This window comes from Amycolatopsis sp. NPDC101161 (assembly GCF_044768185.1).
Taxonomy (GTDB): domain Bacteria; phylum Actinomycetota; class Actinomycetes; order Mycobacteriales; family Pseudonocardiaceae; genus Amycolatopsis.
This window is the reverse complement of the sequence record NZ_JBIWPI010000001.1, coordinates 1,822,875-1,846,455: the sequence shown is the minus strand read 5'-3', so window position 1 is coordinate 1,846,455 and position 23,581 is coordinate 1,822,875. Positions and strand designations below refer to the sequence as shown.

The following is a 23,581-nucleotide window of genomic DNA, read 5'->3' as shown; positions in this document are numbered from 1 at the left end:
GTCATGGCGTCGGTGTGCCGGTCGCCGTCGCCAGGAACCGCGCCACCTCGGCCGGATCGCCGTCGCCGGTCGTCACCGGGACGCCCGCCGCGCGCAGGTGGTCCGCGAACTCGGCCGATTTCCGGCCACCCGCGAGCAGGAACGGTGGGGCGCCCACGCCCGCGTACGTCAGCGGGCTCGCCTCGCGCAGCGTCGCCGGGGAACGGCCCAGGGCCACGAGGATCGAGGCCCGGGTGAGCGGGTCCAGGCCCGCGAGGTCGAAGTCCGCCGGGGCGTCGACCGCGGCCACCGCGCGGACCTCCGGCTTTCCCGCCACGCCCAGCAGCGACGCCAGGGTGCCGCCCGCGCCCGTGCCCACGACCGTGATCCGCGCCGGGTCGAGGCTCAACGCCGCCGCGTTGGCCCCGAGGAACCGGACCGCGCACCGGGCGTCTTCCAGCGGCGCCGGCCAGCGCGCAGCGGGGGCGAGGCGGTAGTCGATCGAGGCGACCGCGAACCCGCGCGCCGTCAGGGCGTCGCGCAGGGGAACCAGCCGCGAGCCGGCCAGCAGCGCGCCCGGGCCGGACGGCCGGCGGTTGCCGGCGACGAGCCCGCCGCCGTGGAGGAAGAGCGCCACCGGGGCGGCGGCGCGGCCGGCCGGACGCGCGAGGTCCATGGCGAGCGGGATGCCGTCCGGGCGGCAGTATTCGACGGTGCTGCCGTCCAGGAGGGACGACGCGGCCGTCCCGCTGATGCGGTCGCCGGCCGCGACCGTGCCCGCGGCGCCGGCCGCGAGCACGACCAGCAGCACCGGGAACAGCAGGATCCACGCCGTCACGCGCCGGGGCATCGAGGGCCTCGGGTGCGCGCGCCGCCGCGCCACGACCAGGAAGCCGAGTACGGCGATGACCTGCAGCGCGGCCGCGACGTAGTCGGTGAAGCCGACGACGGTGTCCGCGGGCTGCCAGGGGTCGAGCCGCGTCAGCAGCCCGAGCGGCCGGCTGGCCACCCACAGCGCGAGGCCGCCGGTGGCGATGAACGCGCCGGCGTGGGCGGTCTTGCGGGTCGGCCACCCGAGGACCGCGACGAAGGCGACCACCTCGATGGCCGCGACCAGGGCGAACAACATGGCGTAGAACTGCCAGATCCGCCAGAGCGCGGGCACCGAAGCGGCCGGGATCAGGGCCCCGCCGAGGGCGGCGAAAGCGGCCGTGACCAGCACCGGACCCCGCCTGAGCGGCGCCGGGGTGGCGTAGCGCGCGGTCGTCGACGGGCGGCGTGTGCCGGGGTACCCGTCGACGACCTTCATGGCGCCAGTGTCACCCCGGGCCGGGGTCCGCCGCCACGGCTCAGGCGGCGAACCCGGCGAGCGCGCGCACCTCGATCGGCGCGTGGATCGCGGCGGTGACCCGGGCGGCCCAGGTCAGCGCGGCGTCAAGACCGTCGGCTTCGATGAGGTAGAAGCCGCCGATGTGCTCCTTCGACTCGGCGAAGGGCCCGTCGGTGGTCAGCAGCCCGTCGCCGGCTTCCCGGACCACCCGGGCGGCGGCGGGGTCGTCCAGCCGGGCGCTGAACACCCAGGCCCCGGTCGTCTTGAGGTCGTTCTCGACGTCGCCGAGCCGCTGCTGCACCGCCCGCATGTCCGCCTCGGTGGGCGGCTCGCGGACTTCGCCTTCGACGCTGTGCACGGACAGCAGGTAGTGCGCCATGACGCTCCTCCTCGCGCGGGCGGGCCCGTCCCGCCGCTCACCGCTCATACGAACGGGCCCGCCCCGGGTCGACAAGGCTACTTGCGCGAGGCCGTGTAGTTCCGGAACAGCAGGTAGGTGTCCAGGATGTCGGACGAGGCGCTTTGGACCGAGCGGTAGATCCCCCACTTGGGCCGCACGTAGTCACCCTGGTCCGGGATGTTGACGTTCGACATGCTGCCCTGCGCCGCGACCGGGGCGCTCGACCCGGTCCCGTTGCGGATGACGCACGCCGCCTTGCCCTTGGACCCCGGCGTGAACGTCCACTCGATGGTGATCCACTTGTCCCGCAGCGGCGACAGATCGGTGGCCGCGATGCTCGGCGAACCCGAGTTGGCGTACGCGCGGGCGTTGAGCATTTCCTTGCTGCCGCTGCGGGTCAGGTCCAGCGTCACCCACGGGCCGCCGTTGGTGGACGGCGTCTTGGTCTGGAAGATGTGGGTGAACTTGCTGGTGCCGTGCAGGGTGCCCGGGATGTACATCTCGTAGGACAGCGTCCAGGTCTCGCCGTTGTGCATCTTGAGCGTCGTGCCGCTCTGCACCATGCCCTTGGACTCGGTGCGCTGGCGGTCGCCGCCGCCGGTCGTGTCGCGGTCGTCCTTCCAGATGTTGAAGCGGTAGTGGTCGCCTTCGACGACGACGTACTTGCGGTCCGGGTGGTGGTTGCCGCGGTCGGCTTCGATGCCTTCGAAGGCCTTGAGCCCGTCGGTGGCGGGGTCGGGGTGCCACAGCGGAGCCGCTTGCGCGACGGGGCTGAACAGGATCGGGATGGTGAGGGCGGCGACGGCGAGAGCCGTCCTGCGGGGGAAGTGGGGCACGTCGGTGTGTCCTTCCTGACGAAGTGGTCGGCAGGGGTGCACATCGGTCGGCGGACGGACCCGGCGAAACCGGGCTGGACATCCGATGTCTGGCGCCACGAAGTTAACGTCATCCGGCGGTGTTTGGCAAGATGCTCGCCTATTTGGTCGGCGATTCATCTGATGGCTAAGCTGATTCCATGCCGCACTTCCGGGGGTACGCCGGCCTGGAGCTCAGCTACCGCGAACTCGGCGCGGGCCGGCCGCTCGTGCTGTTCCACGGCTTCACCGGCTCGGGTCGCGACTGGCTCGGCCCGGCCGAGGTGCTCGCCGGGCACGGGCACCGCGTGCTCCTCCCCGACCTGCGCGGCCACGGCGCGAGCGCCGCCCCGCACGACCCGGGCGCCTACCCGCCCGACGTCCTCGCCGACGACGGGTTCGCCCTGCTCGACCAGCTCGGCCAGGACGACTACGACCTGGGCGGCTATTCGCTCGGCGGCCGGGTGGTGCTGCGCCTGCTGGCCCGCGGCGCCCGCCCCGGCCGCGCGGTCGTCGCGGGGCAGAGCCTCGACGCCGTCCGCCGCGCGACCTCGCGGACCGGGGTCTACCACCAGGCGCTGACCGCCCTCATCGACGGCGAGCCCGTGGAGCCCGGGTCACCGGCGTACTGGATCGGCCAGGCCGGCGGCGACCCGGTCGCGCTGCGGCACGTGCTGGGCACGCACGTCCCGACGACCGGCCTGGACCGGATCACCACGCCGACGTTGATCGTGGTGGGCGAAGAGGACGACAGCCACGCGTCGGCGGACGCGCTGGCCGCGGCCCTGCCCCACGGCCGGTTCGCCCGGGTCCCGGGCAACCACTACACGGCGATGTCGAGCCCGGAGCTGACCACGGCGATGATGGAGTTCCTGGCTCAGCCGTAGCACTCGGCCAAGGCGCCGAACGCCGCCTTCGGTTCCCACGGCACGCCTTCGTAGGTCTCCCCCGTCCCCTCCTCCAGCACCTTCACCACGCCCCAGCTCGCCATGTCCAGGTCCCGCCGGGGATCGGATCGGTGCACCAGCCCGTAACAGACGAACGTGCACGCGAAAGCCGCGTCGACGCCTTCGGTCTCGAACACCTCCAGCAGCTCGCGGAAGTACCGTGCCTGCTCCTCTTCGTCCCGGACGTAGGAACCCTTCAGCCGGACCGGTTCGGCGCCCTCGTACTCGACGATCTCGCCGCAGCGGGCGCCGAGGTCGGCCGCGCCGCGGTAGGGCGTCACGCCGAACTCCGTGATGGCCACCGGTTTGCCCGACGCCACCAGCGTGCGGACGCCCTCGCGGTACACGTGCTCGACCTCCTTCGAGCGGTGCGCGTCCACCGAGACGATGTCGAACGGCGTCCAGTCCACCCGCTCCAGCGGCACCGACGCGTACGTGACGCGGCCGCCGAACTCCGCCCGGACCGCTTCGACCGCGCGGGCCAGGAAAGCGTTGACCCGCTGGGGAAGTCCCGCGATCACCTCCCGCGAAGCCATCAGTGCGGCGACACGGGCGGTGATGTCCTCGCCCGGCACGAAGCCGTGGTTGAACAGGCTCAGCTCGGCGCCGGTGACGAACACGACCTCGGCGCCGGCCGCGCGCAGGCGTTCGGCCCGGGCGGCGCCGTCGGCGAGCAGTTCGAGGACCTCCTCCGGATGCCGGTCCCAGGGGAACGGCGAGAACCACACCTCCAGCCCGAGCGCGGCCGCCTCTCGGGCGGCGTGCTCGATGCGGTCCAGATCCGTGCCGATCAGCCGCACCGCGGTGCAGTGCAGGTCGTCGCGGATGATCGTCAGCTCGCGGCGGACCAGGTCCGGGTCGAACGGACGGTTGAACCGCCCGTCGCGCGCCAAGCCCGTGTCGTAGCCGATGCCCTTGGCTCTCACAGCTCCTCCAGATTTAGGGTACGGTCCGTACCGTACCCTAAACCGGTACACTGCCGTCCATGGCCGAGAAGACCCGCCGCCGCGGTGCCGAGCTGGAAGACGCGATCCTGCGCGCGGCCGCGGACGAGCTCGCCGAGACCGGCTACCCCGGCCTGACAATGGAACGCGTCGCGCAGCGGGCCGGCACCAACAAGAACGCGATCTACCGCCGCTGGCCGAACCGCGCCGCGCTCGGCGTCGCCGCCTACCGGCACGTCGCCGCGGACCGGCTCACCCCGCCCGACACCGGCAGCCTCCGCGAAGACGCGCTCGCCCTGCTGCGCGCGATCAACTGCGGCCAGTCCTCCCCCGCCGCCCGGATCCTGCGCGGCCTGCTGACCGGCGTCGGCGACGAGCCCGAGCTCCGGCGGCAGCTGCACGACCAGGCCGCCGAGGGCGGCCCGAAGCCGTGGCTCACGGTTCTCGACCGGGCCGTCGCCCGCGGTGAAGCACGCCCCGGAGCCCGGCACCCCCGCGTCGCCACCGTGGCACTGGTCCTGCTGCGCAACGAGTTCCTCACGCGCGGACTGACCACAGTGGACGATTCCGTGCTGGTCGAGATCGTCGACGAGGTCTACTTGCCGCTGGTGGGCGCGTAGATCGTCAAGCGCAGCGCGGGGTCCTCGGCGACCTGGAAGGTCGCGTAGTCGAATTCCGCCGGCTCCGGGCGGTACAGCGTCTTGCGGCCGGGTCCGCTGCGGCCGACGTCGTGGCGGTCCCACCACGTCGCGAACTCGCGGCAGCCCGCGCGCAGCCGCGACGCCAGCCCGGTGAACGCCGGGTCGCCGGCCCACAGGTCGTGCGCGGAGCGGAACTGCGCCACGGCGTGCTCGGCCTGCGCGGCCCAGCCCGGGCCGAACAGCCGCCGGCCGCGCTCGTCGAGCAGCAGGAAGACCAGGACGTTGCGGTCCGCGTCCGCGAGCGCGGCGAAGTCGGTGAACACCTCGGTGGCCGCGCGGTTCCAGGCCAGCACGTCCCAGCGGCGGCCCGTCACGTACGCCGGCTCGCTCAGGCCCTCGACGAGCCGGCGGGTGGCGGCCGGCACCTCTTCCCGGTCGAACGGGGACCGGGCCGGGTTCCGGGCGAGGGCACGCAGGTGGGCGCGCTCGACGTCGTCCAACCGCAGGGCACCCGCGAGCGCTTCGACGGTCGCGGCCGACGGGCTGACCGTGCGGCCCTGCTCGAGCCGGATGTACCAGTCGACGCCGATGCCGGCCAGTTCGGCGACCTCTTCGCGACGCAACCCCGGCGTGCGGCGCCGGCGGCGGTCCGGCAACCCGAGCGCCGCCGGGGTCAGCCGCTCGCGCCGGGACCGCAGGAACTCCCCCAGCCCGGCCCGCGCCGCGTCCGGCATGGCGACCTCCGTGGCACTGGACAGTCCCAGGATAATACCAGGTCTGGTTAGCGCTCCCGATCTTCCCGACGATGGCGGGGTGAAAGCTGCTGTCCTCGAAGAATTCGGTAAACCACTCTCGGTGCGCGACGTCCCCGAACCGGTCGTCGGCACGGGCGAAGTGCTGGTCGACGTCGTCGCGGCGGGCGTGCTGCCCTACGCGGCGGAGGTGTTCCGCGGCGAGCGGAACTACCCGCTGACGCTGCCGGTCGTGCCCGGCGCCGGCGCGGTCGGCCGGGTACGCGCGACCGGCCCGGACGCGACCCGGCTGAAGCCCGGCGACTGGGTGCTGTGCGACCCCACCATCCGCTCCCGCGACGACGCGCTCACCCCGGACATCACGCTCCAGGGCCTCAGCGCCCGCGGCGAAGGCGGTCTGTTCCTGCAGCGGCACTTCGGCCACGGCGCCTACGCCGAGCAGGTGCTCGTGCCGACCGAGAACGCGATTCCGCTCGGACCGATCGACCCCGCCGACGCGGGCCGGTGGGCCGCGCTCACCCTCTGCCTCGTGCCCTACGGCGGCCTGCTCGCGGCGGATCTGCGGCCCGGCGAGACCGTGCTCGTCAGCGGCGCCACCGGGAACTTCGGGAGCGCGGCCGTCGCCGTCGCCCTCGCGATGGGCGCCGCGTGCGTGGTCGCGCCGGGCCGGAACGAAGCGGCTCTCGACGACCTGGAGCGGCGCTTCGGCGCGCGCGTCCGGACGGTCCGGCTCACCGGCGACGACGACACCGCCCGCCTGCGCGACGCGGCACCCGGCCCGATCGACGTCGTCCTCGACCTGCTGCCGCCGTCGGCGGGCACGGCGGCCGTGCGCGTGGCGGCGATGACCGTCCGCGAGGCCGGCCGGGTGGTCCTGATGGGCGGCGTCGGCATGCTCGGCGGCGACGACCTCGCCCTGCCCTACCCGTGGCTCATGCGCAACAACATCACCCTGCGCGGCCAGTGGCTGGCCCCGCGGACGGCGAACGCGAGCCTGATCGCGCTCGCCCGGTCCGGGTTGCTCGACTTGGACCAGTTCGCCATCACCGAGTTCGGCCTCGACGACATCACCGGCGCCCTGGACCACGCGGCGAGCGGCCGGACGCGCTTCGCCCTCACGGTGGTCCGCCCTTGAGTAGCTTCGAAGGATGACCCGACTCGCCCGCCACGACAAGATCGCCGCGGCCCTCGCCGAGGCGCCCGACGACCTGCTGGCCGCCGCCCGTCCGCTCGGCACCGGGATCGGCGGGTCGACCTGGCTGCTGGAAGTGGCGGGCGAGCCGGTGTTCGTCAAGCGGGTCGCGCTGACCGACGTCGAACTGGCGAACCCGCGTAGCACGGCCGATCTCTACGGGCTGCCGCCGTGGTCGCACTACGGGGTCGGTTCCGCGGGCGGCGGAGCCTGGCGTGAGCTGCAAGCGCACCTGGCGGCGACCGACTGGGTCCGCACCGGTGCGTGCGAGCACTTCCCGCTCCTGCACCACTGGCGGGTCCTGCCCGGTCTGCCGCGCCCCAGCACGGACATCGAGCGGGACGTCGCGTTCTGGCACGGCGACGCGGGCGTGCGGCGGCGGCTGGAAGCGCTCGCCGCGTCGACCACCGACCTCGTGCTGTTCCTCGAACACCTGCCGCAGGACCTCGCGCACTGGCTCACCGGCAACCCCGGCGGGTTGGCCCTGGCCCACCGGGACCTCCGCCGCGTCACGGAGTTCCTGGCGGCCCAGGGCGTTCAGCACTTCGACGCCCACTTCGCGAACGTCCTCACCGACGGGAACCGGCTCTACCTCACCGACTTCGGCCTCGCCGTGATGCCCGGCTTCGCGCTTTCGGCGGCCGAAGCGGAGTTCCTCGCCGACCACTCCGCGCACGACCGGGCCTACGTGCTGACCCGCTTGCTGAACTGGGCCGTCCGGCACGACCTCGACGACAGCGACCTCCGCGCCTACGCCGCACTGGCCGAGGTCGTCAACGGTTTCTACTTCGCGCTCCACACCGAAAGCCGCCAGACGCCTTACCCCCGCGACGAAATCGCTCAGCAGTTGGAGCGGGCGGGTTTGCCCGCGAACCGGTCGCCGAGGTAGTTCACGACGTCACCGGCGGAGAACGCCAGCGTCGTCACGTGCTCGCCGACGTAGGTGCCCCACGTGACGGCCACCCCGGCCGCGCAGTACTCGCGCCGCAGGGTCTGCGCCTGCGACAGCGGGATGATCTCGTCGAGGCTGCCGTGGAACAGGAAGACCGGCGCGTGCGGCGGCCGGGCACCCAGCTCGTTCTCCGCCAGCCGCGCCTGCCACTTCGCCGTCGTCAGCGGGTTCGACGTCGTGTAGTCGGCGATGTGCCCGAAGGCGTAGCCGAACACCGCGTCGACGCACGCGTCCTGCTGCGTCTCGTACAGCGTGCGGCCGCGGTCGTTGAGGTAGCCCGGCAGGTCCAGCTCCGGGTACGCCGCGTCCAGGCCCAGCGCCGACAGCAGCAGGAAGCCGAACCCGACACCGCCGTCGAGGTTCTTCGCCACGACGTTCAGGTCCGCGGGCGTCCCGCCGGCCGTGATACCGGCGACGTGCAGTTCCGGCGCGTACGACGGCGCCAGCTCGCCCGCCCACGCCGCTCCCCCGCCGCCCTGGGAATAGCCGGAGAACGCGACCGGCCCGCCCGCCGCCAGCCCCGCGGCCGGCAGCCGGGTGGCCGCGCGGACCGCGTCGATCACCGTGTGCCCCTCCGACCGGCCGACGACGTAGGTGTGCCGGCCCGGGGTGCCGAGCCCCTCGTAGTCGGTGATCGCGACGGCCCAGCCGCGGCTCAGCATCGCGTCGACGAACAGCGGTTTCTCGTAGTCCGGCTGGAACTTCGAGGGCGCACAGCGGTCGCCGATGCCGCGGGTGCCGCTGGCCACCGAGACGATCGGGCGCGGGCCGGCCCCGGTCCACGGCGCCGTCGGCACCAGGACCCGGCCCGACACCGCGATCGGCGTGTCCGTCGCGGACCTCGACCGGTACAGCACGAGATAACCCTTGGCCGCACCGGAGTCCGGCAGCGGCCGCCACCAGACGACGTCGCCGTCGGCGCCGGGCGGCAGCGGGCTCGGTGGCGTGTAGAACGCGTCGCCGTCCGGGCCGTGCGGCGGATCCGCGGCCGCCGGTCCCGCCGTGGTGAGCACCAGGACGACGGCCAGCAGGACCGTCCACAAGCGACGCATGAGGTCTCCAGGGCTTCAGAAGACGCGATCGACGTCTTCGGCGATCAGGTGGTCCAGCGCGCGCTCGGCGAGCGCGGCGATGGTCATGGACGGGTTGCAGGCGGCGGTCGTGCCGGGCATCAGGGCGCCGTCGAGCACGTAGAGGCCGCGGTGGCCGAGCACGCGGCCATCGAGGTCGCAGACCGAGCCCATCGTGGCGCCGCCGAGCGGGTGCCACGTGCTGGGCGCGACGGCGGTCGTGTCGAGCAGCACGCCGAGCGAGCCGGCGATGCGGGAGATGCGTTCGTGGATGCGCGCGCTGAGCTTCGCGTCCGCGTCCGACGGCCAGTGCAGGACGGCGTCGTCCTTCGCGGCGTCGTAGACGAACCGGCCGCGGCCCGCGCTGATCCCGTACCCGACGAGCATCGTGGTCCGCAGGTCCGGCAGCGGTGGCAGCGACGCCTGGATGACGGTGTTGGCCGTCGCGGGGTCGGCCCATTCCTTGCTGCCGTAGACGACCGGGCCGCCTTGGGGCGTGCCGAAGTCGTCGGCGAGGTCGGTCCAGGTGTAGATGCGGTCGCCGTTGGTGCCCCAGCCGGCGCCGAGCGCGTCGGGCAGGTCGGGGATGTCGCCCTTGGCGCCCGCGCGCATCAGCAGCCGGGTCGTGTTCGCCGTGCCGGCCGCCATGACGAGCGCGTTCGCGGTGAGGACCTTCTGCTCGAGCACGGTCCCGGCGGTGTCGATGCGGTCGACGCGGATCTCCCAGCGGCCGTCCGGCGCGAGCGCGACGTCGGTGACGTTGTGGAGGGTCGCCACCGTGCAGCGGCCGGTCGCTTCGGCGGCGGCGAGGTAGGTGACGTCGACGGAATGCTTGCCGCCGTTGTTGACGCCGAGCGCGCAGTCGCCGTTGGTGTAGGACGGTTTCATCTCGCCGTTCAGCTCGCGCAGGGCGTAGTCCCAGTCGATCGGCATCGGGATCTTCTCGACCGCGTAGCCGGCGTTGCGCGCGTTGCGGGCGAAGACGCGCGACGCCTTGTACGACTTGCTCTCGATGAGGGCGTCCGGCGCGGTCGCGATGCCCAGCATGCGCGCGACGCGCGGGTAGTACTCGGCGTCCAGCCGCGCGTAGTCGAGCTGTTCGGGGAAGCAGGCGTGGAACAGCTCGGCCGTCGGCTGCAGCGTCATGCCCTGGTACACCAGCGATCCGCCGCCGACGCCCGCCGCGCACATCATGCTCATCCCCTGGCCGCTGACCTGTTCGAGCAGTCCGGTGTAGCGCTCGAACGGCGGCAGCGAGGGCAGGCCCGGCAGCGCCGGGGCGGACCCGAGCCAGAAGATCCGCTTGTCGGGCGCCGACGTCGGGTGCGGGAACGTCTCGGCGTCCGGCCCGGTCGGCCAGCGGCGGCCGCGTTCGAGCACCAGCACCGGCACGCCGGCCTGCGCGAGCCGCAGGGCCGTGACCCCGCCGCCGAACCCGGACCCGATGACGACGACCCGGTGCTCTTCCCGGGTGACCGGCACCCGGGCCGCCCCGAGCGCGGCGACACCCGCGACGGCGGCCGCGCCCCGCAGGACGGTACGGCGGTTCAAGCTGCGCATGGGCGGCTCCTTCGGCGACGGTGACTTTCGGTGACCTTAGGAACCCGAAACGAGAGATGGAACGGATTGCCGGTCTCACTACTCGCGAGTAGCATCCACGGCCATGCGCGCTGTGCGACCGTCCGCGGCCGGGCCCCGGCGCATCGACGCCCGCCGCAACCGCGAGGCGATCCTCCGCGCCGCCGACGAGGCGTTCAGCGAAGACGCCGACGTGGCCCTGGACGAGGTCGCCCGCCGCGCCGGGCTCGGCCGCGCGACGGTCTACCGGCACTTCCCCGACCGCACGGCACTGGCGCTCGCCGTCGCGGCCCACCACCTGGCGGCGCTGAAGAACCGGGCGCGCGGGCCGGAGCCGTTCCGCGAGCTGCTGCGGACGGTGCTGGCCATGCAGGCCCGGCGGCGCCCGCTCGTCCGGCTGTTCCGCGAACTCCCGGAACGCAGCCAGCGCCAGTACGCGCACGCGCTGGTTTCGTTGCTGCGCCCCGCTTTCGAGGAGGCGCAACGCGCGGGCAGCATTCGCGCGGACCTGGAACCGGCGGATCTGGCGCTGCTGTTCGAGATGCACGAGGCGGCGCTGGTGTCGGCGGAACCGGCCGAGCGCCTGGTGCGCGTGTTCCTCGACGGCCTGGCCGCCGCGCGTGAGCCGGGCGCGGACCACGCCTAGGCCACCCGGAGCACTCCTTGCGCCGAACGTGTGAACCCCGGTCGCGCAGCGAAGATCCGCAGGTCGGACCACAAAATCGTGGTTGACCGCCGGGAAGCCTGGGTACTTCGGGGACACGGCACGGCACCTCGGATCCCAGGTCCTCCTTCGCCGGGCCGCCCCTCCGCCCGTGACCGGGTCCGCCCGCGGCACGGCACAGCCACGCACATTTTTCGCCCACCGGAGTGCACCATGACCAACGACTCAGGAGCCTGGCACGCCAAACTGCAGCGCGAACAGGAAGCCATCCAGCGGAAGCGGGCGCAGCAGGCCTCGCGAACGCCGGCCGGGACGTCCGCCACGCCCCGCTGACCCGACTGTCCACAATGGATGCCGCGGTGCCCGGTCGAGGTGCCGCGGCATCACTCATCCCGGGGGCGTCAGCAACGCTTCCGCGTACTTCCGGAACGCCGCCACGAGCCGGTTGCGCTCGCCCGCGCGCGTGGCCACCGCCACCTGGCCCGGCTCGACGCCCTCCAGCGGCACCGTCGTCAGGTCCGCCCGGTAGCCGGTCACGGGGCCCGGCTGCGCCGGGATGATCGCCACCGCCTGCCCGCTCGCCACGAGCTCGATCTTGTCCTCGACCGCGTCGACGAACGGCCCGCCGGGTGCGGGACGGCCGTCCGGACGCGGGTCGATGCGCCAGAACGCGTCCCACTCCGGGTCGAGGGCGCGCGGCAGTGGTTCGTCGGCGATGTCGTCGAGCGTCACGGATTCCTTGCCCGCCAGGCGGTGGTCGCTCGGGAGCAGGAGCACGCGGGGTTCGTCGTAGAGCACGGTCACGTGCAGCTGCGCCGCCCGCAACGGAAGGCGGACCACGGCGACGTCGACGCGGTGCTCCAGCAACGCGGCCCGGGCGTCGTCCCAGGCGAGGTGCTGCGTGCGGACCTCGGCACCGGGGTGGTGGCGGCGCAGCTCGCGCACGGCGGCCGTGACGATCAGGTTCCCGGTGTAGCCGACGGTGATCCGGCTGGGACGCGCGACGGCTCGCGCGCGGGCCGCCGCGTCCGCCGCCGCCCTCAGCACGTCCGCGGCGAGCGGCAGGAACGCCTCGCCCGCCTCGGTGAGCCGTGTTCCCTGGGGTGTCCGGTCCAGCAGGCGCGCCCCCACCTGCCGCTCGAGCCGGACGATCTGCCGGCTCAGGGACGACTGCGTCAGGTGCAGCTCGGCGGCCGCGCGGCCGAAGTGCCGGTGCTCGGCGACGACGGCGAAGCTGCGCACCAGGCGGAGGTCCAGGTCGCTCATGACTCCAACTTAACCTGCGGTGATGCGCGGGTCGCATCACGTTTTCCGAAACAGTCATTGGACGCCGCACGCGCTGCGCCGCCACGGTGGAAGCACCCCCTCCGGAAGGACTTCCATGGCGAACCTGGGCCCCGTCGGCGTCTACCTGCCGATCTCGTTCACCCGCACCCCGCCCGCCGACAGCCAGCGCGACGCCGCGCGGCGGCTCGAGCGCGCGGGCTACCGGGCCGTGTGGACGAACGAGGTCGTCGGCGGGAAGGACGCCCTCGTGCAGCTGGCGGTGCTGCTGGCCGCGACCGAACGGCTGACGTTCGGCACCGGCATCGCCAACATCTGGTCCCGGGAGCCGCAGACGCTGCACGCCGCGGCGGCCTTCCTCGCCGACGCCCACCCGGACCGGCTGGTGCTCGGCGTGGGTGTCGGCTACCCGGAGCAAGCCGCGGGCACCGGCCGGGACTTCGGCCGTCCCCTGGCGACGATGCGCGACTACGTCGCCCGGATGGACGCGGAGACCTGGCCCCCGGCGCCGGCGGCCGCCTACCCGCGCATCCTCGGTGCGAACGGGCCGAAAATGCTCGCCCTCGCGGCGGAGATCGCCGACGGCGCGCTGCCCGCCAACCTGCCGCCCGCGTTCACCGCCGAGGCCCGCGCGGCCGTCGGCCCGGACAAGCTCCTCGTCGTCGGGCTCGCGGTCGTTCCCGACGCGGAGATCGCCCGGGCCCGGGCCGCGGCGGTCGAGCGCGTGACGCAGACGCTGAACCTGCCGACGTTCAGCAATGCGTTGCGCCGCTTGGACTTCGCGCTGGACGACGTGGAAGGCATCGCCGACGCGGTCGTGGCCCACGGCGGTCCGGACGCCATCGCAGCCAAGGTCCGCGAACACCTCGCCGCGGGCGCCGACCACGTCCTGCTCATGCCGCCGTCGGCCGACGACTTCGGCGCCGACATCGCGGTCCTGGAACGGCTCGCGCCTGCCTTCGCGGACCTCGGCTGACCGGCGCCGGTCCACGGACGGCCTCTTGACCAGCGGACACGACGGACTTTAAGGTCAGCGTGCCCTGCCTGATGTTAACGTTAACATCACCTGGTCCCGACGCGCCCCGAAGGAACCGACAACGATGAAGTTGTTCTCCCCGCGCCGTTTCGGCGTCGTGCTGGCCGTCGCGGCCGCACTCGTCCCGCTGGGCACCGCCGGTGGCGGCGCCGCGCCCCCGTCCGGCGAAGTCCGGGAAGCCGCGAGCGCCCTCGCCGTGCCCGGCATCGACGACGTCCGCGGCAACCTCACCCTGCCGACGAGCGGCGCGGCCGGGACGAGCGTCGCCTGGACGTCGTCCGCGCCCGCCGTCATCACCCCGACCGGGGAGGTCACCCGGCCACCGACCGGCGCCCCGCCCGCGAACGTCGTCCTCACCGCGAAGGTGAGCCTCGGCCGCGAAAGCACGACACGGCGGTTCACCGCCACCGTCGTCCCGAAGCCGAAGCAGGAACCCTTGGCGGGCTACAGCTTCTTCTACTTCACCGGCGAAGGCACCTCCGACGGCGAGCAGATCTACTCGGCGCTCAGCAAGGGCAACGACCCGCTGAACTGGACGGAGCTCAACCACGGCCGCCCGGTGCTCAAGTCGAGCCTCGGCGAGCTGGGCGTGCGCGACCCGTTCATCCTGCGCTCCCCCGACGGCGACAAGTTCTACCTGCTCGCCACCGACCTGCGGATCTACGCCGGCCGCGGCTGGGACGCCGCCCAGCGCACCGGCAGCCGGTCGATCATGGTCTGGGAGTCCACCGACCTGGCGCACTGGTCGCGCCAGCGCAGCGTCCAGGTGTCCCCGCCGACCGCCGGCAACACCTGGGCCCCGGAAGCGTTCTGGGACGCCCAGCGCGGCACCTACGTCGTCTACTGGGCTTCGAAGCTCTACGCCGAGAACGACCCGAACCACACCGGGGACAGCTACAACCGGATGATGTACGCGACCACACGCGACTTCGTCACCTTCAGCGCGCCGCAGGTGTGGAACGACCCGGGCTACTCGGTGATCGACTCGACGGTCATCAAGAACCAGGACACCTACTACCGCTTCACCAAGGACGAGCGCAACAACACCTCGTCGACGCCGTGCAGCAAGTTCATCACCGAGGAGAAGTCCACCGACCTGCTCGACCCGCACTACGGCTTCGTCGCCGACTGCATCGGCAAGGCGACCGCGACCAGCCCGGGCCTCTCCGCGGGTGAAGGGCCCACCGGCTTCAAGTCCAACACCGAGAACAAGTGGTACCTGTTCATCGACGAGTTCGGCGGCCGCGGCTACGTCCCGTTCGAGTCCACCGACCTGAACTCCGGCCAGTGGACCATGTCCGCCGGCGCGCACCTGCCCGCGTCGCCGCGACACGGCACCGTCCTCCCCGTGACGCAGGCGGAGATGGACCGGCTGAGCGCTCCCCCGGCGCCCGTCCAGGCCGATGCGAACGGCCTTGTCGCGCACTGGCCGTTGGACGCGAAGTCCGGGCAGGTCGCGGCCGACACGACCGGCCACGGCTACGACGGCGCCCTCGCCGGCGACGTCTCGTGGGCCGGCGGCTCGCTGGCCTTCGGCGGCGCGAACGGGCACGTCCAGCTGCCGAACAACCTGCTGACCGGCGCGGCCGCGGCGACCGTGTCCGCCGACGTCCTGGTCGACCCGGCGCAGCAGACGCCGTACTTCCTTTGGGGCCTGGGCAACACCGCGAAGGACGGGACGGGCGACGGCTACCTGTTCACCACCGGCGGCACCGCGAGCGGCGGCCTGCGTGGCGCGATCGCGACCGGCAACTGGACGACCGAGCAGCAGGTGCCGGCGAGCGGCGGCCTTCCGCGCGGCGTCTGGAAGAACCTGACGCTGACCGTCGGCGACGGCGTGGCGGTGCTCTACCTCGACGGCGTCGAAGTGGGCCGCAACGCGAACGCCACGATCAAGCCCTCGGACCTCGGCGGCGGCGTCACGGCCGCGAACTACCTCGGCCGGTCGGTGTACGCGGGCGACAAGTACTTCAAGGGCAAGATGAAGGACGTCCGGCTCTACGACCGGGCGTTGTCCGGCCTCGAGGTGTCGGCCCTGCCGTCGAACAGCACGACGATCCGGTCGGTGGAACTGGCTTCGCTGAAGACACCGGCCGTCATCGACTCCGGCGCGTCGACGGTCGTGCTGCCCGTCAAGCCCGGAACGGACCTGCGGAAGCTGTCGCCGGAGTTCGGGCTGGCCCCGGGCGCCACGATCAAGCCGGACACCCGGACCGTGGACCTGAGCCGGCCGCGGCAGTTCACCGTGACCGGTGCGGGCGGTGACCGTCGCGTGTGGACGGTCGAGGCGCACGAGACGCGCAGCCCGGTCCTGCCGGGCTACAACGCCGACCCGAACATCGTCGCGTTCGGCGACACGTACTACCTCTACCCGACGACGGACGGCTTCGACGGCTGGAGCGGCACGAAGTTCTCGGCGTGGTCCTCGAAGGACCTGGTCAACTGGACGAACAACGGCGTCATCCTCGACCTCGGGCCGGACGTCACCTGGGCGGACAAGAACGCCTGGGCGCCGACGATCGCGCAGCGCAACGGGAAGTACTACTTCTACTTCTGCGCGGAGGCCAAGATCGGCGTGGCGGTGAGCGACTCGCCGACCGGCCCGTTCGTCGACTCGGGGAAGCCCTTGATCGCGGCGAACCCCGACGGTGGCCAGGCGATCGACCCGGCGGTGTTCGTCGACGCCGGCGGGCAGCCGTACCTGTACTGGGGCAACGGGAACGCCTACGTGGTGCCGCTGAACGACGACATGGTGTCGTTCGACCCGGCGAAGATCACCCGGCTCACCGGCCTGGACGGCTTCCGCGAAGGCCTGTTCATGGTGCAGCGGCACGGGACGTACTACCTGAGCTGGTCGATCGACGACACCCGCAGCGAGGACTACCGCGTCGGCTACGCGACGGCGTCCTCCCCAACGGGGCCGTTCACCAACCACGGGCTCATCCTGAGCAAGGACGCGCACCTGGGCGTCCTCGGCACCGGGCACAGCTCGATGCTCCAGGTCCCGGGCACCGACGACTGGTACCTCGCGTACCACCGGTTCGGCATTCCGGGCGGCGACGGCACCCACCGCGAGACGACGATCGACAAGCTGACCTTCCGGCCCGACGGGACGATCGCGCCGGTCGAGCCGACGCTCGAGAGCGTGCGGCCGGAGCGGATCCCGCAGTGCCGGGGCCGGGTCCGCGCCGGCTGAGGCCGGGTCACTCGAACCGGTGAGACGGAGATCACCAACGGCGGCGTTTACCCCGTCTCGAGCGGGGTAAACGTCCGTCGTTCAGGTCTGTTCGCCGCTTCCGCCCAGGAGTCGTTTGATGACCAGCGTCCTGACCGACGGCCTCGAAAGCTCGCGCCCGCTCCCGGCGCCGCGCCGCCGTCCGGTCGCCTCCGACGCGCTCACCGAACTCGGCCGCCTCGCCGCGCTGGCCGAGCTCGCCCGGCGGTCTTCGCCGTCCCTCATGCACCACGCGATCCTCGCCGGCACCGCCCCCGCCACGGTGGCGGCGGCCGCGCAGATCGACGTCGCCGAAGCGCACATCCGCTGGCACGAGTGGGCGGACACGGCGGTCGGCCGCGACGAGTACCTCCGCGTGCACACCGCGTTCGCCGAAGCCGTCATCGCCCGTCACGAAGCTTTCGAGGAAGACCTGTGAAGACCGAAGAGACGACCTTGGCCGACCTGGCCGCGCTGGACCAGGCCGCGACCGAGCTGCTCGCCCAGATCACCGAGCAGCTGGCGACCGTCGCGTCACGGCACTGAAAGTCACGGCACTGAGGTCACGGGCGCGGAAACCGGCCAGCGGCGCCAGACCGCCACGTGCAGGATCACCGCCAGGCTGAGCGCGTTCAACGTCGTGTGCGTCGTCCACGCGGCGACCAGCCGGTCCGGTACCCCGGCACCGCGGGCCACCAGCGGGACGAGCCACACCAGGGCCGCCGTCAGCCCCGCGACCAGCAGCAGGACCGTGCCGCGGCCCGGCACCGGGGTCAGCCGGATCCCCGGCCACGCCTCGAACAGCATCGCCACGACGAGCACCGACGCGATGACCGCGCCCGCGACCGGCGCGGCCCACTCCCGGGGTAGCGCGAAGTAGCCCACCCAGGCGCAGGCGACGACCGCGGCGTGCGCGGTCGCCAGCCGGACCGCGCGCCGCCGGATCCGGGCGAACGGCCAGCCGCGCAACGCCACGTACCAGAGCATCTGCCAGGCGCCCAGCACCGGGAACCACGCGCCGTAGTCCTCGCCCGGCACCAGACCGGTCCCGACGAGACCCCGGTACAGCGCCCACCCGGCGACCCAGCACGCGGCCATGGCGGCGACGCCCGGCCACCGCACGCCCCGCCCGCGCAACGGCCAGCCCTCGCCGACCAGCGTCACTTGCAGCATCAGCGTGAAGATGCCCGCCGCCAGCGGCACGGACGCCGTCCCGGTGACGGCCCGGCCGAGCAGCGTCAGCGCCGCTCCCCCGGCCGCGACGAGCGCCGTGTCGGAGAGGCCGGGCCAGCCCCCGCGCAGGAGGCTGCCCGGCCAGTCCTCCCACCAGAACGCGATCATCGCGACGATCGGCAGCGCGAACGTGACCGGCGGCCCGAGCACCTCCAGGGTGCGCACCGGGCCGCCGGCACCGGCCGCGAGCAGCGCCGCCACGGGCAGGACGAACGCCAGGCCGAGCAGACCCCGCCGGGGCTGGGCCCGGCGCGCGTCGGCCAGGGCTTCCGGGCTCAGCGCGTCGGGCCGGCAAACCGCCGGGCGGTCGTCCGAAAGCTGGTCAGAGGACGTCATCGAGGCGGATCGGCAGCCGGTGGTGCCGCCGGCCGGTGGCGTGGTGCACGGCGTTGGCCACGGCGGCCGCGACCCCGACCATCGCGACCTCGCCGAGGCCCTTCACCCCGACCGGGTTGAACCGCAGGTCGGGCTCGTCGACGAACTCGACGTCGATGCGGTGGACGTCGGCGTTGACCATGACCGGGTACTCCTCGAGCGTCGAGTTGAGGAAGCCGCCGAACCGGTCGTCGGCCAGGCTCTCCTCGCGCAGCGCCCCGCCGATGCCCCACACCACGCCGCCGCGGACCTGGCTCGCGGCGGTGACCGGGCTGGCCACCCGCCCGCAGTCGACGACGCTGACCACGCGCGGCACGCGGATCCGGCACGTCGTCGGCTCGACGTGGACCTCGACGAAGTGGGCGATCCAGCTGAACGTGCTGAACTCGGGGTAGACCGGGCCGGCGATGGCGAGGTGCCCGGACCTCGACTGGTCGACCATCTCCGGGCCCTGCCCGGGCCCGACCGTGGCCGCTTCGACCTCGATCGGGTGGCCCGCCCGTTCGACGGCGGCGGTGACGTCGACCTCGCCGGTGTCCGCGGCGTTCAGGTGCTTGCGCAGCTCCCGCAGCCCGGCGTGCACGGCGGGCAGCGCGGTCGCCGTCCCCCACGAACCCGCCGTGAGGTGCTGCGGCGCGAAGCGGGTGTCGCCGACGCGGACTTCGACGTCACCCACCGGGATACCGAGGTCCCCGGCCACGAGCAGCGCGATCGCCGAGCGGATGCCCTGGCCCATCTCGTGGCCGTCGACGCCGACCGTCACGCGGCCGCCGGCGTGCGCGGTGAGGTGCGCGACCGCGGGCGCGACGTTGCCCGGGTAGTTGCCGGCGGCGACACCCCAGCCGACGAGCGACCCGTCGCCGGCGCGCATCGAGCCGGGTTCCGGGTTCCGGTCCGCCCAGCCGAACCGCTCGGCGCCGTGGCGGAGGCACTCGGCGAGGAACCGGGTGGAGAACGGCCGTCCGGTCACCGGGTCGGTCATCGTGTCGTTGGCCAGCCGCAGCGCGACCGGGTCCTGGCCAGTCGCGTACGCCAGCTCGTCGACCGCCGACTCGAACGCGAACATCGCCGAGCTTTCGAACGGCGCCCGCATGTAGCCGGGCGTCTGCACGTCGGTCCGCACGAGCCGGTGCCGGCCGCGGAAGGTCGGGAAGCCATAGAGCCGCGAGGTGACTTCGGTGTGCATCGCCGGGAACAGGTCGTGCCGCGACGTCTGCTGGTCGACCTCGTGGACGGCGCCGAGGATCTTGCCGGAGGCGTCCGCGCCGAGGCGCACGCGGTGCCGGGTCGCGGGCCGGAAGCTGCCGTTGTGGAACGTCTGGGTGCGGGCCAGCACGAGCTTGACCGGCCGCCCGAGCCGCCGCGCCACCAGGGCGAGCGGCCCGAGGTGCGGCTGCAGCGAGTTCTTCTGGCCGAAGCCGCCGCCGACGTACGGCGACCGCACTTCGATGTTCGCCGCGTCGAGGCCGAGCTGCTGGGCGAGCCCGGCCCGGACGGCGGCGGCGTTCTGGGTGCCCTCGTGCACGACGAGCGTGTCGCCCCGCCATTCGACGACGGCTCCGTTCAACTCCATCGGCACCGCGTGCTGCGCGGCGTGCTCGTAGGTGCGCTCGACGCGGACCGGGCTCGCGTCGACCGCCGCGTCCGCGTCGCCGACCTTGATGTCGGCGAGGAACGGCAGCGGGATCGCCTCTTCCTGGACCAGCGTGGTCGCGCCCTCGGCGTCGAGGTGGACGGCGAAGGGCTCGGGCTCGTACTCGGCGGTGACGAGCTCGGCGGCCTCGGTCGCGGCGACCAGCGTCTCGGCGACGACGAGGGCGATCGGCTGGCCGCGGTAGGCGATGTGGTCGTCCAGCAGCGGTTGCAGGCTCTGGAAGGAGAACCCGCCGCCCATGATGAACCCGGGCCCGCCCAGCTCTTCGGCGTCGAAGCGGGTCACGACGAGCAGGACGCCCGGCACGGCCTCCGCCGCCGTGGTGTCCACATGCGACACCCGGCCGCGGCCGATCTTCGCGAGGGCGAGCGTGGCGTGGGCGAGGCCGTCCGGGACGCGGTCGGTGCCGTAGGCGGCTTGGCCGGTGACCTTCTCGTAGGCGTCCACGCGGCGTGTGTCGGTCATCGGGCGGCCCTCTCCCCGGCCGTGCGCACGGCGTCGGCGACCGTGCGGATGCCCAATTCGACGCGGAATCCGTTGTGGGTGCCGGGCCGCGCGCCGGCGAAGGCGAGCTCTCCGGCGTGCCGGGCGGCTTCGGCGGTCAGCGACGCGCCCCGCAGGGCGCGTTCGGCGTCTTCGGCTCGCCACGGCCGGGTGGCGACGCCGCCGAGCGCGATCCGGCAGTCGCCGATCACGCCGTCTTCGACGGTGAGGGCGACCGCGGCGGAGGCGAGCGCGAAGGCGTAGGACTCGCGGTCGCGGATCTTCAGGTAGGTGGAGCCGCGGCCGGCGGGCGTCGCCGGGACGCGGATCCGCAGGATCAGCTCGTCGGCGTCGAGGGTGTGCTCGCGCGCCGGGTCGTCGCCCGGTTCGACGTGCAGGTCTTTGAGGGCGACCGTGCGCTCGCCACGCGGGCCGGCGACGTCGACGACCGCGTCGAAGGCGAGCAGCGCGACGGCCCAGTCGCCGGGGTAGGTGGCGATGCACGCGTCACTGGTGCCGAGCAGCGCGTGGGTGCGGTCGTGGCCGCCCCGCGCCGCGCAGCCGCTGCCGGGTTCACGCTTGTTGCACGGGAACTCCGGGCCGCCGCGGAAGTAGCCGCACCGGGTGCGCTGCAACAGGTTCCCGCCGACGGTGGCCATGTTGCGCAGCTGCTGGGACGCGGCCCGCCACAGCGACTCGGCCAGGGCCGGGTAGCCGGCGCGCACGGCCGGGTGGTCGGCGACGTCGGCCATCCGGGCTCCGGCGCCGAAGGACAGCTCGTCACCGCCGGTCTCGATGGTCGTCAGCTCGGGCAGCCGGTGCACGTCGACGACGGCGGGCGGGGTCTCGATGCCGAGCTTCATGAGGTCGTAGAGGGTCGTGCCGCCGGCGAGGACCTTGGTGCCGGGGACGGCGTCGCGGAGGGCGTCGACGGCCTCGGCGAGATTGCCGGGCGCGACGTAGGCGAAGGGGCGCATCAGGCTTCCTCGGTGGCATCGGCGGCCTGCCGGACGGCGGCGACGATGCCGACGTAGGCACCGCAGCGGCACAGGTTGCCGCTGAGGTATTCGCGGATCTCGTCGTCGTCGGTGGTGTGGCCCTCGGCGATGCAGGCGAGCCCGGACATGATCTGGCCGGGCGTGCAGTAGCCGCACTGGAGGGCGTCGTGGTCGACGAAGGCCTGCTGCAGCGGGTGCAGCGCCCCGCCGGGGCCGGCGACGCCTTCGATGGTGGTGACGTCCTGGCCGGCGGCCTGCACGGCCGGCGTGAGGCAGGAGACCACGCGGCGGCCGCCGAGGTGCACGGTGCAGGCACCGCAGTGGCCCTGGTCGCAGCCTTTTTTGGTGCCGGTCAGGCCGAGCCGTTCGCGCAGGACGTCGAGCAGCGACTCGCGGGGATCCAGCTCGAGCCGCACAGCCTCGCCGTTGACGATGATTTCCGGAGTGGACACGCCGGCGACGCTAACCCGCGTCGGGCGCCCGGCGCTTTCCCGTGATTGCTGCCGGAGCCGCCATTTATTGCTGGTACCGCACGGCGGCCCGATACGCGGAGGGCGACTGCCCGATTTGGGCCCGGAACGCCGAAGCGAACCGGGACGGCGTCGCGAACCCGCACGCCTGCGCGATCTCGGTGACGGAGAGCTCGCCCCGCTCGAGGTGCCGGCAGGCCCGTTCGACCCGGACGCGGGTCAGGAACCGGTACGGGGTCTGGCCGGTGGCGGTCTTGAAGACGCGCAGGAAGTGAAAGGCGCTCAGCTCCGCGGCGGCGGCCATGTCCGCCAGCGAGAGCGGCAGGTGGTGGTTGTCCCGGATGAACTGAACGGCCCGCCGGGTCCGCAGCTCGTCCCGCCCGAACTCCCGCGGCGGCGGCGCTTCGGCGTGCCGGGTGAGCAGGTGGACGGCGAGGAAGGCGGCGGCCGACTCGGCGTACAGCTCATCGGCCCCGGCGAGAGCGGCCGACCGCAGGGCCCCGATCACCGAAGCCAGCACGGGATCCTCGACGGCGAGGGTGTCCGGCCGGCCCAGCCGGCCGGCGTCCCGCCCCCAGAGGTCGAGGGCGGTGCGGTCGACGAGGGTCGCGGGCAGGTGCACGTGCGTGGTCTGCGTCCGCTCGGCGCCGCGCCAGCGGATCCGCGTCGGATGCCCGGGAGCGGTGAGCCCGATCGACCCGGGCCCGTAGCCGGCCCGCCGCCACCGGGCACCGTGCCGCGATTCGATGGTGGTGCTCCCCTGCCCGACGAGGACGACGATCTGGTCGTCAACGGGCGGCAGGTCGAGTTCGGCGACCTCGGCGTTGTCCAGCAGCCGCACGAGCACGCTGGACCAGCCGTTGTCCCGGCGGCTGCACAACCGCACCCGGGCAGCGGCTCCCGGATCGAACGTCACGGCTTCGGACACGCGGCTCCATGGGCTCTGGACTTCCGACAGTAACAGGCGTCGACCCGGTGGTTCGAATTCGAACGTTCGGTAGGCTCCGGGACATGGGTCGCGGGCTGAGCGCGGAAGAGAACCGGGCATGGACGGCCTTGCGCACGACGTACGCGTTGCTGCACCAGCGAATGGACCACCAGCTCAAGCGCGACGCGGGGGTGTCCCATCTGCAGTACGAGATCCTGTCCCGGCTGGCGGCGGCTCCCGGGCGGGAGTTGCGGATGGCTTCGCTGGCTTGCGCGGTGGGGAATTCGAAGAGCGGGTTGACGTATCAGGTCGGGCAGCTGGAGCAGGCGGGGCTGGTGAGCCGCCGGACGTGCGAGAGCGACGTCCGCGCGGTGTGGGCGGTGCTGACGGACTCCGGCGCGGCCCGGGTGGAGTCGGCTGCGCGGGGGTATGTGGGGTTGGTGCGTTCGCTGCTGGTGGACGCGCTGACCGCGGAGCAGTTGACGGCGTTGGCCGACGGGTTGGGCGAAGCGAACCGGCGCATGCAGGCGGACGGGCAAGGCGGCGACTCGATCGGCTGAAGTGGGTTCGCTGTCGTGAGTCGGCCCCCGCGTTCCTGGGGGT

22 protein-coding genes are annotated in these 23,581 nt (G+C 73.2%); 9 read left to right on the top strand and 13 right to left on the bottom strand.

All coding sequences use genetic code 11. The features are described from left to right. Position 1: 1 nt before the first annotated feature. The 3 genes from ACIRSS_RS09065 to ACIRSS_RS09055 form a co-directional block, all read right to left on the bottom strand. The gene (locus ACIRSS_RS09065; RefSeq protein WP_400892442.1) at positions 2–1,288 is read right to left on the bottom strand and encodes an alpha/beta hydrolase; all 1,287 of its coding nucleotides are present in this window, start codon (positions 1,286–1,288) and stop codon (positions 2–4) included. Positions 1,289–1,328: 40 nt separating this feature from the next. Further along, the gene (locus ACIRSS_RS09060) at positions 1,329–1,688 is read right to left on the bottom strand and encodes a YciI family protein (protein WP_400892439.1); all 360 of its coding nucleotides are present in this window, start codon (positions 1,686–1,688) and stop codon (positions 1,329–1,331) included. 77 nt (positions 1,689–1,765) lie between these two features. Then, positions 1,766–2,545 carry a hypothetical protein gene (locus ACIRSS_RS09055; protein ID WP_400892437.1) on the bottom strand — a complete coding sequence of 260 codons (780 nt, stop codon included), beginning with the start codon at positions 2,543–2,545 and terminating at the stop codon, positions 1,766–1,768. A 179-nt stretch (positions 2,546–2,724) separates the two neighbouring features. Here ACIRSS_RS09055 and ACIRSS_RS09050 point away from each other — a divergent pair, with 179 nt between their 5' ends. Then, on the top strand, positions 2,725–3,450 hold the full coding sequence (locus ACIRSS_RS09050; protein ID WP_400892434.1) for an alpha/beta fold hydrolase: 726 nt from the start codon (positions 2,725–2,727) through the stop codon (positions 3,448–3,450). Here the strand turns inward: ACIRSS_RS09050 and ACIRSS_RS09045 are convergent. Beyond that, positions 3,441–4,436, bottom strand: a complete 996-nt coding sequence (locus tag ACIRSS_RS09045) for a hypothetical protein (RefSeq protein ID WP_400892432.1) — start codon at positions 4,434–4,436, stop codon at positions 3,441–3,443. The two genes, ACIRSS_RS09050 and ACIRSS_RS09045, sit on opposite strands and share 10 nt — an antisense overlap. A 59-nt stretch (positions 4,437–4,495) precedes the next feature. On the opposite strand from ACIRSS_RS09045, the gene ACIRSS_RS09040 reads away from it, so the two are divergent. Continuing rightward, positions 4,496–5,074 carry a TetR/AcrR family transcriptional regulator gene (locus ACIRSS_RS09040; RefSeq protein WP_400892430.1) on the top strand — a complete coding sequence of 193 codons (579 nt, stop codon included), beginning with the start codon at positions 4,496–4,498 and terminating at the stop codon, positions 5,072–5,074. Here ACIRSS_RS09040 and ACIRSS_RS09035 read toward each other — a convergent pair. Then, positions 5,050–5,829 (bottom strand): helix-turn-helix transcriptional regulator, encoded by a 780-nt coding sequence (locus tag ACIRSS_RS09035; protein WP_400892427.1) that lies wholly within the window; start codon positions 5,827–5,829, stop codon positions 5,050–5,052. The genes ACIRSS_RS09040 and ACIRSS_RS09035 overlap by 25 nt on opposite strands. A gap of 121 nt (positions 5,830–5,950) precedes the next feature. Between ACIRSS_RS09035 and ACIRSS_RS09030 the strand changes: the two genes are divergently transcribed. Both ACIRSS_RS09030 and ACIRSS_RS09025 read left to right on the top strand, forming a co-directional pair. Then, positions 5,951–6,982, top strand: coding sequence for an alcohol dehydrogenase catalytic domain-containing protein (locus tag ACIRSS_RS09030; protein WP_400892425.1), 1,032 nt, complete (start codon positions 5,951–5,953; stop codon positions 6,980–6,982). Between the two features lie 13 nt (positions 6,983–6,995). Continuing rightward, on the top strand, positions 6,996–7,928 hold the full coding sequence (locus ACIRSS_RS09025) for a hypothetical protein (protein WP_400892423.1): 933 nt from the start codon (positions 6,996–6,998) through the stop codon (positions 7,926–7,928). On the opposite strand, the gene ACIRSS_RS09020 is transcribed toward ACIRSS_RS09025, so the two are convergent. Next, the gene (locus ACIRSS_RS09020; RefSeq protein WP_400892421.1) at positions 7,880–9,043 is read right to left on the bottom strand and encodes a lipase family protein; all 1,164 of its coding nucleotides are present in this window, start codon (positions 9,041–9,043) and stop codon (positions 7,880–7,882) included. The genes ACIRSS_RS09025 and ACIRSS_RS09020 overlap by 49 nt on opposite strands. Before the next feature lie 15 nt (positions 9,044–9,058). Beyond that, entirely contained in the window at positions 9,059–10,621 is a 1,563-nt protein-coding gene (locus ACIRSS_RS09015) for a GMC oxidoreductase (RefSeq protein ID WP_400892419.1), read from the bottom strand. Positions 10,622–10,724: 103 nt separating this feature from the next. Between ACIRSS_RS09015 and ACIRSS_RS09010 the strand changes: the two genes are divergently transcribed. After that, positions 10,725–11,285 (top strand): TetR family transcriptional regulator, encoded by a 561-nt coding sequence (locus ACIRSS_RS09010; RefSeq protein WP_400892417.1) that lies wholly within the window; start codon positions 10,725–10,727, stop codon positions 11,283–11,285. Between the two features lie 405 nt (positions 11,286–11,690). On the opposite strand, the gene ACIRSS_RS09005 is transcribed toward ACIRSS_RS09010, so the two are convergent. After that, complete coding sequence (locus tag ACIRSS_RS09005) at positions 11,691–12,569, bottom strand: LysR family transcriptional regulator (RefSeq protein ID WP_400892415.1); 879 nt, start codon at positions 12,567–12,569, stop codon at positions 11,691–11,693. A 115-nt stretch (positions 12,570–12,684) separates the two neighbouring features. Between ACIRSS_RS09005 and ACIRSS_RS09000 the strand changes: the two genes are divergently transcribed. From ACIRSS_RS09000 to ACIRSS_RS08990, 3 genes are all read left to right on the top strand, one after another. Beyond that, the gene (locus tag ACIRSS_RS09000; protein ID WP_400892412.1) at positions 12,685–13,563 is read left to right on the top strand and encodes a TIGR03620 family F420-dependent LLM class oxidoreductase; all 879 of its coding nucleotides are present in this window, start codon (positions 12,685–12,687) and stop codon (positions 13,561–13,563) included. 124 nt (positions 13,564–13,687) lie between these two features. After that, on the top strand, positions 13,688–16,819 hold the full coding sequence (locus ACIRSS_RS08995) for a family 43 glycosylhydrolase (protein ID WP_400892409.1): 3,132 nt from the start codon (positions 13,688–13,690) through the stop codon (positions 16,817–16,819). A 118-nt stretch (positions 16,820–16,937) separates the two neighbouring features. Further along, on the top strand, positions 16,938–17,276 hold the full coding sequence (locus tag ACIRSS_RS08990) for a hypothetical protein (protein WP_400892407.1): 339 nt from the start codon (positions 16,938–16,940) through the stop codon (positions 17,274–17,276). A gap of 110 nt (positions 17,277–17,386) precedes the next feature. On the opposite strand, the gene ACIRSS_RS08985 is transcribed toward ACIRSS_RS08990, so the two are convergent. The 5 genes from ACIRSS_RS08985 to ACIRSS_RS08965 all read right to left on the bottom strand — a co-directional run bounded on the left by ACIRSS_RS08985 (position 17,387) and on the right by ACIRSS_RS08965 (position 22,978). After that, a complete protein-coding gene (locus ACIRSS_RS08985; RefSeq protein WP_400892404.1) occupies positions 17,387–18,406 on the bottom strand; it encodes a hypothetical protein in 1,020 nt (339 codons plus the stop codon). Further along, complete coding sequence (locus tag ACIRSS_RS08980) at positions 18,393–20,564, bottom strand: xanthine dehydrogenase family protein molybdopterin-binding subunit (protein ID WP_400892402.1); 2,172 nt, start codon at positions 20,562–20,564, stop codon at positions 18,393–18,395. Before ACIRSS_RS08980 ends, ACIRSS_RS08985 begins: the two co-directional genes overlap by 14 nt. Beyond that, a complete protein-coding gene (locus tag ACIRSS_RS08975; protein ID WP_400892400.1) occupies positions 20,561–21,559 on the bottom strand; it encodes an FAD binding domain-containing protein in 999 nt (332 codons plus the stop codon). Before ACIRSS_RS08975 ends, ACIRSS_RS08980 begins: the two co-directional genes overlap by 4 nt. Then, the gene (locus ACIRSS_RS08970; RefSeq protein ID WP_400892397.1) at positions 21,559–22,032 is read right to left on the bottom strand and encodes a (2Fe-2S)-binding protein; all 474 of its coding nucleotides are present in this window, start codon (positions 22,030–22,032) and stop codon (positions 21,559–21,561) included. Before ACIRSS_RS08970 ends, ACIRSS_RS08975 begins: the two co-directional genes overlap by 1 nt. 64 nt (positions 22,033–22,096) lie before the next feature. Then, positions 22,097–22,978, bottom strand: a complete 882-nt coding sequence (locus ACIRSS_RS08965; protein ID WP_400892395.1) for a helix-turn-helix domain-containing protein — start codon at positions 22,976–22,978, stop codon at positions 22,097–22,099. An 83-nt stretch (positions 22,979–23,061) separates the two neighbouring features. On the opposite strand from ACIRSS_RS08965, the gene ACIRSS_RS08960 reads away from it, so the two are divergent. Next, the gene (locus ACIRSS_RS08960) at positions 23,062–23,538 is read left to right on the top strand and encodes a MarR family winged helix-turn-helix transcriptional regulator (protein ID WP_400892393.1); all 477 of its coding nucleotides are present in this window, start codon (positions 23,062–23,064) and stop codon (positions 23,536–23,538) included. The last annotated feature ends 43 nt before the right edge of the window (positions 23,539–23,581 follow it).

What these genes read in the sequence shown, in the direction of transcription:
- ACIRSS_RS09005 (WP_400892415.1), bottom strand. Translation starts at nt 12,569, where the DNA reads ATGAGCGACCTGGACCTCCGCCTGGTGCGCAGCTTCGCCGTCGTCGCC.
- ACIRSS_RS08960 (WP_400892393.1), top strand. Translation starts at nt 23,062, where the DNA reads ATGGGTCGCGGGCTGAGCGCGGAAGAGAACCGGGCATGGACGGCCTTG.
- ACIRSS_RS09065 (WP_400892442.1), bottom strand. Translation starts at nt 1,288, where the DNA reads ATGAAGGTCGTCGACGGGTACCCCGGCACACGCCGCCCGTCGACGACC.
- ACIRSS_RS09020 (WP_400892421.1), bottom strand. Translation starts at nt 9,043, where the DNA reads ATGCGTCGCTTGTGGACGGTCCTGCTGGCCGTCGTCCTGGTGCTCACC.
- ACIRSS_RS09040 (WP_400892430.1), top strand. Translation starts at nt 4,496, where the DNA reads ATGGCCGAGAAGACCCGCCGCCGCGGTGCCGAGCTGGAAGACGCGATC.
- ACIRSS_RS08975 (WP_400892400.1), bottom strand. Translation starts at nt 21,559, where the DNA reads ATGCGCCCCTTCGCCTACGTCGCGCCCGGCAATCTCGCCGAGGCCGTC.
- ACIRSS_RS09035 (WP_400892427.1), bottom strand. Translation starts at nt 5,829, where the DNA reads ATGCCGGACGCGGCGCGGGCCGGGCTGGGGGAGTTCCTGCGGTCCCGG.
- ACIRSS_RS08990 (WP_400892407.1), top strand. Translation starts at nt 16,938, where the DNA reads ATGACCAGCGTCCTGACCGACGGCCTCGAAAGCTCGCGCCCGCTCCCG.
- ACIRSS_RS09010 (WP_400892417.1), top strand. Translation starts at nt 10,725, where the DNA reads ATGCGCGCTGTGCGACCGTCCGCGGCCGGGCCCCGGCGCATCGACGCC.
- ACIRSS_RS09050 (WP_400892434.1), top strand. Translation starts at nt 2,725, where the DNA reads ATGCCGCACTTCCGGGGGTACGCCGGCCTGGAGCTCAGCTACCGCGAA.
- ACIRSS_RS08980 (WP_400892402.1), bottom strand. Translation starts at nt 20,564, where the DNA reads ATGACCGACACACGCCGCGTGGACGCCTACGAGAAGGTCACCGGCCAA.
- ACIRSS_RS08985 (WP_400892404.1), bottom strand. Translation starts at nt 18,406, where the DNA reads ATGACGTCCTCTGACCAGCTTTCGGACGACCGCCCGGCGGTTTGCCGG.
- ACIRSS_RS09000 (WP_400892412.1), top strand. Translation starts at nt 12,685, where the DNA reads ATGGCGAACCTGGGCCCCGTCGGCGTCTACCTGCCGATCTCGTTCACC.
- ACIRSS_RS09015 (WP_400892419.1), bottom strand. Translation starts at nt 10,621, where the DNA reads ATGCGCAGCTTGAACCGCCGTACCGTCCTGCGGGGCGCGGCCGCCGTC.
- ACIRSS_RS09060 (WP_400892439.1), bottom strand. Translation starts at nt 1,688, where the DNA reads ATGGCGCACTACCTGCTGTCCGTGCACAGCGTCGAAGGCGAAGTCCGC.
- ACIRSS_RS08995 (WP_400892409.1), top strand. Translation starts at nt 13,688, where the DNA reads ATGAAGTTGTTCTCCCCGCGCCGTTTCGGCGTCGTGCTGGCCGTCGCG.
- ACIRSS_RS09025 (WP_400892423.1), top strand. Translation starts at nt 6,996, where the DNA reads ATGACCCGACTCGCCCGCCACGACAAGATCGCCGCGGCCCTCGCCGAG.